Here is a 4,237-nt window from a genome sequence, read left to right on the forward strand (position 1 = left end):
CGCGGCCGGAACCCTGTGGTGGGTTCCGGCCGCGGGCGTTGACGTCGCGCTCGTACCGATTCGTACCGGCTCCCGGTCAGGCCGCGGCTGAGATCGGGACCTCTGCCGGGGACAGGGCCAGGTCCAGGACCTGGCGGACGTCGGTGACCGGGTGGACGGTCAGTTTGCCGAGGATTTCGGCCGGGACGTCGTCGAGGTCGGGCTCGTTGCGCTTGGGGATCACGACCGTTGTGATGCCCGCGCGGTGGGCCGCCAGGAGCTTCTGCTTGAGGCCGCCGATGGGCAGGACGCGGCCCGTCAGGGAGACCTCGCCGGTCATGGCGACGTCCGTACGGACCAGGCGCCCGCTCAGCAGCGAGGCGAGTGCCGTCGTCATCGTGATGCCCGCGCTCGGGCCGTCCTTCGGGACCGCGCCCGCCGGGAAGTGGATGTGCACGCCACGGTCCTTGAGATCGGCCACCGGCAGCTCCAGCTCCGCGCCACGCGAGCGGAGGAAGGAGAGCGCGATCTGCGCCGACTCCTTCATCACGTCACCGAGCTGTCCGGTCAGCGTCAGTCCGGAACCGCCCGTCTCCGGATCGGCCAGCGACGCCTCCACGTACAGGACGTCACCGCCCGCGCCGGTCACCGCGAGGCCCGTCGCCACGCCCGGCACCGCCGTACGGCGCTCCGCCAGGTCCTGCGCGGACTCCGGCACATGGCGCGGCCGTCCGATCAGCTTGCGCAGGTGCTCGGCGCCGAGCGTGAACGGCAGCTCACGGTCGCCCAGCTCGTGTTCGACCGCGACCTTGCGCAGCAGCCGCGCGATCGCGCGCTCCAGGTTCCGTACGCCCGCCTCCCGCGTGTACTCCCCGGCCAGCCTGCGCAGCGCCTCGTCCTCCAGTGTGACCTCGCCGGGCTCCAGGCCCGCGCGCTCCAGCTGCCTGGGCAGCAGATGGTCCCTGGCGATGACGATCTTCTCGTCCTCCGTGTAGCCGTCGAGCCTGACCAGCTCCATACGGTCGAGCAGCGCCTCCGGGATGGCCTCCAGGACGTTCGCCGTGGCGAGGAACACCACGTCGGACAGGTCGAGTTCGACCTCCAGGTAGTGGTCGCGGAAGGTGTGGTTCTGCGCCGGGTCCAGGACTTCGAGCAGCGCCGCGGCCGGATCGCCGCGGAAGTCGGAGCCGACCTTGTCGATCTCGTCCAGCAGGACGACCGGGTTCATCGAACCGGCCTCCTTGATCGCCCGGACGATACGGCCCGGCAGCGCGCCGACGTACGTACGCCGGTGGCCGCGGATCTCCGCCTCGTCCCGTACTCCGCCGAGCGCGACCCGGACGAACTTCCGGCCCATCGCGTGCGCCACGCTCTCGCCGAGCGAGGTCTTGCCGACACCGGGCGGTCCGACCAGGGCCAGTACGGCGCCGCCGCGACGGCCGCCGACCACACCGAGACCGCGGTCCGCGCGCCGCTTGCGCACGGCCAGATACTCGGTGATCCGTTCCTTCACGTCCTCCAGGCCCGCGTGCTCGGCGTCGAGGATCGCCTGCGCGCCGCGGATGTCGTACTCATCCTCCGTGCGCTCGTTCCACGGCAGCTCCAGCACCGTGTCCAGCCAGGTGCGGATCCAGGAGCCCTCCGGGCTCTGGTCGGAGGCGCGCTCCAGCTTGTCGACCTCCTTGAGCGCGGCTTCCCGCACCTTCTCCGGCAGGTCGGCCGCCTCGACGCGGCTCCGGTAGTCGCCGGACTCGTCCTCGTCGCCCTCGCCGTTCAGCTCGCGCAGTTCCTTGCGCACGGCGTCGAGCTGGCGCCGGAGCAGGAACTCGCGCTGCTGCTTGTCGACGCCCTCCTGGACGTCCTTGGCGATGGACTCGGCGACTTCCTGCTCGGCGAGGTGGTGGCGGAGCTGCTCGGTGGCGAGCTTCAGCCGGGCCACCGGATCGGTGGTCTCCAGCAGCTCGACCTTCTGGGCGGTGGAGAGGAAGGGCGAGTAACCGGAATTGTCGGCGAGCGTGGACACGTCCTCGATCTGCTGGACGCGGTCCACCACCTGCCAGGCGCCGCGCTTCTTCAGCCAGTCGGTGGCGAGCGCCTTGTACTCCTTGACCAGCTCGGCCACCGAGCCGGGCAGCGGCTCGGGAGCGGTTTCGTCGACGCTCACGCCCTCGATCCAGAGGGCCGCGCCGGGCCCGGTCGTACCGGCACCGATCCGCACCCGGCCGCGGCCACGGATCAGCGCGCCCGGATCGCCGTCGGAGAGCCGGCCGACCTGCTCGACGGTCCCCAGCACACCGATCCCGGCGTAGGTCCCGTCGATGCGCGGCACGAGCAGCACCTTCGGCTTGCCCGTACCACCGTCGCCGATCCGCGCGGCGGCCTGCGCGGCCTCCACCGCGGCACGGACTTCGGTGTCGGACAGGTCAAGAGGCACCACCATGCCAGGCAGCACGACCTCGTCGTCGAGCGGCAGCACGGGAAGCGTGAGCGGTGTGGACATGGCAGCCATGATCTCCCCTTCGGCAGTCAAGTTGAGCTATACCGGCTCAATGCTTGTGAGCCTCTGGATGTTCCCCCGGCCGCGTTCGCTCTGAGCGATCACGCTGCCGCTGTCCGGTCACGCTGCCGCCGTCCGATCACGTGCCACGGTCCCTGAAGGGAGTAGCAGCGGGGTCGCCAGCAGGAGTACGCCGGCCAGGCCGATGGCCGTACGCGGGCCGAGCAGGCTGCCCAGTACGCCCCAGACGGCCGTCAGGAGCGCGGTCGTGGCCTTGGCCGTCACCGCCCAGGCGGACAGTGTGCGGGCGGCCCGGCCGGTCGCGGTGCGTTCGAGGCGGTAGGTGGCATGGACCGGGTTGAAGACCCCGCAGCAGAAGATGAGCCCGAGCTCGACGCCCATCACCAGCACCAGCCCGCCGGTGCCCGGCCCCAGGAAGACCAGGCCGACCGGCCAGATCGCGCGCAGCGTCCCGGCCACGACCAGGACCTGGTGCTGCCCGAAGCAGGTGACGAGCGGCCGGGCCAGCCGCGAGCCGAGCAGCCCGCCGATCGAGGGCACGGCGAAGGCGAGGCCGTACTGCCACGGTGCGAACCCGAGGCGGCCGAGCATCAGGACGGCCAGCAGCGGCTGGGCGGCCATCACCAGGCCGTTGAACAAGGCGGTGTTGAAGAACAGCGGACGCAGCGTCGCGTCGGCGAGGATGTACCGCCAGCCGTCGAGCAGGTCCCCGGCCCGCATGCGCGCGGCCTTCCGGCGCTCGGGCAGCGGCTCGTGCCCGCCCATCGCGCGGATACCCAGGGCCGATAGGAGGTAGCTGACCGCGTCGGCCACCACCGTCGCCACCGGACCGAGGAGCCCGATCGCCGCGCCGCCGAGCGGCGGTCCGACGATCGTGGTCGTCCAGGCCGTGGACTCGAATCGGGCGTTCGCGACGAGCAGGTCCTCGGCCGGCAGCAGCGTCTTCAGATACGCGCCGGAGGCGGCGCGGAAGGTGATGTCGGCCGCCGCGACGACGACCGAGACCAGCAGGAGCTGAAGGAAGGTGAGCACGCCGAGCGCGAACGCGGTGGGGATCGTCAGCAGCGCCGCGAACCGCACCAGGTCCATCGTGATCAGCACGGTCCGCTTGCGGCGGAACTCCACCCACGGGCCGAGCGGCACCGCCACGGCCGCGCCCACCGCAGCGCCCACGGAGGAGAGCGCGGCGACCTCGGCCGGTCCGGCGTGCAGCACCTGGATGGCGATCAGCGGGAACGCGCCGAAGGCGAGCCACGTGCCGAGGGCGCTGGTCCCGTACGCCCCCCAGAGCCACCCGAACCGCCACCCCAGCCGATGTCCGAGCAGATGTCCCAGCACATGTCCCAGCCGGTGCCCGCTCTTCATGCCCGACGCCCCCGCCACTCACCCTGCACAACCGATCCGCGACCAGAAGCATCAAAGCGAGCACCGCGACCAGGAATCAAACAACCACAGAGCCGTCGGCCACAACCAACGGTTGTGCCCATAGGGTGTCGGCGTGGACCTCGACACCGTCCGGACCTTCGTGGCCGCCGCCGACGCGGGGCAGTTCCGGGAGGCCGCCGCCGAGCTGGCGGTCACCCAGCAGGCCGTCTCCAAGCGCATCGCCGCGCTGGAGCGCAGCCTCGGCGTGCGGCTGTTCACCCGCACCGCGCGCGGCGCCGAGCTCACCATCGACGGGCAGGCGTTCCTGCCTCACGCGCGCGAGCTGCTGCGCGTCGCCGAGCGCGCGGTCGCGTC

3 protein-coding genes are annotated in these 4,237 nt (G+C 71.7%); 1 reads left to right on the forward strand and 2 read right to left on the reverse strand.

All coding sequences use genetic code 11. The features are described 5' to 3' along the window. Positions 1-76 precede the first annotated feature (76 nt). Both lon and GA0115259_RS07500 read right to left on the reverse strand, forming a co-directional pair. On the reverse strand, positions 77-2,488 hold the full coding sequence (lon, locus tag GA0115259_RS07495) for an endopeptidase La (protein ID WP_093592683.1): 2,412 nt from the start codon (positions 2,486-2,488) through the stop codon (positions 77-79). 108 nt (positions 2,489-2,596) lie between these two features. Further along, a complete protein-coding gene (locus GA0115259_RS07500; protein WP_093592686.1) occupies positions 2,597-3,862 on the reverse strand; it encodes an MFS transporter in 1,266 nt (421 codons plus the stop codon). A gap of 133 nt (positions 3,863-3,995) precedes the next feature. Here GA0115259_RS07500 and GA0115259_RS07505 point away from each other — a divergent pair. Beyond that, on the forward strand, positions 3,996-4,237 hold a 242-nt coding region (locus tag GA0115259_RS07505), incomplete at its 3' end, for a LysR family transcriptional regulator (RefSeq protein ID WP_141716480.1).

Source organism: Streptomyces sp. MnatMP-M17, from assembly GCF_900091995.1.
GTDB lineage: Bacteria > Actinomycetota > Actinomycetes > Streptomycetales > Streptomycetaceae > Streptomyces.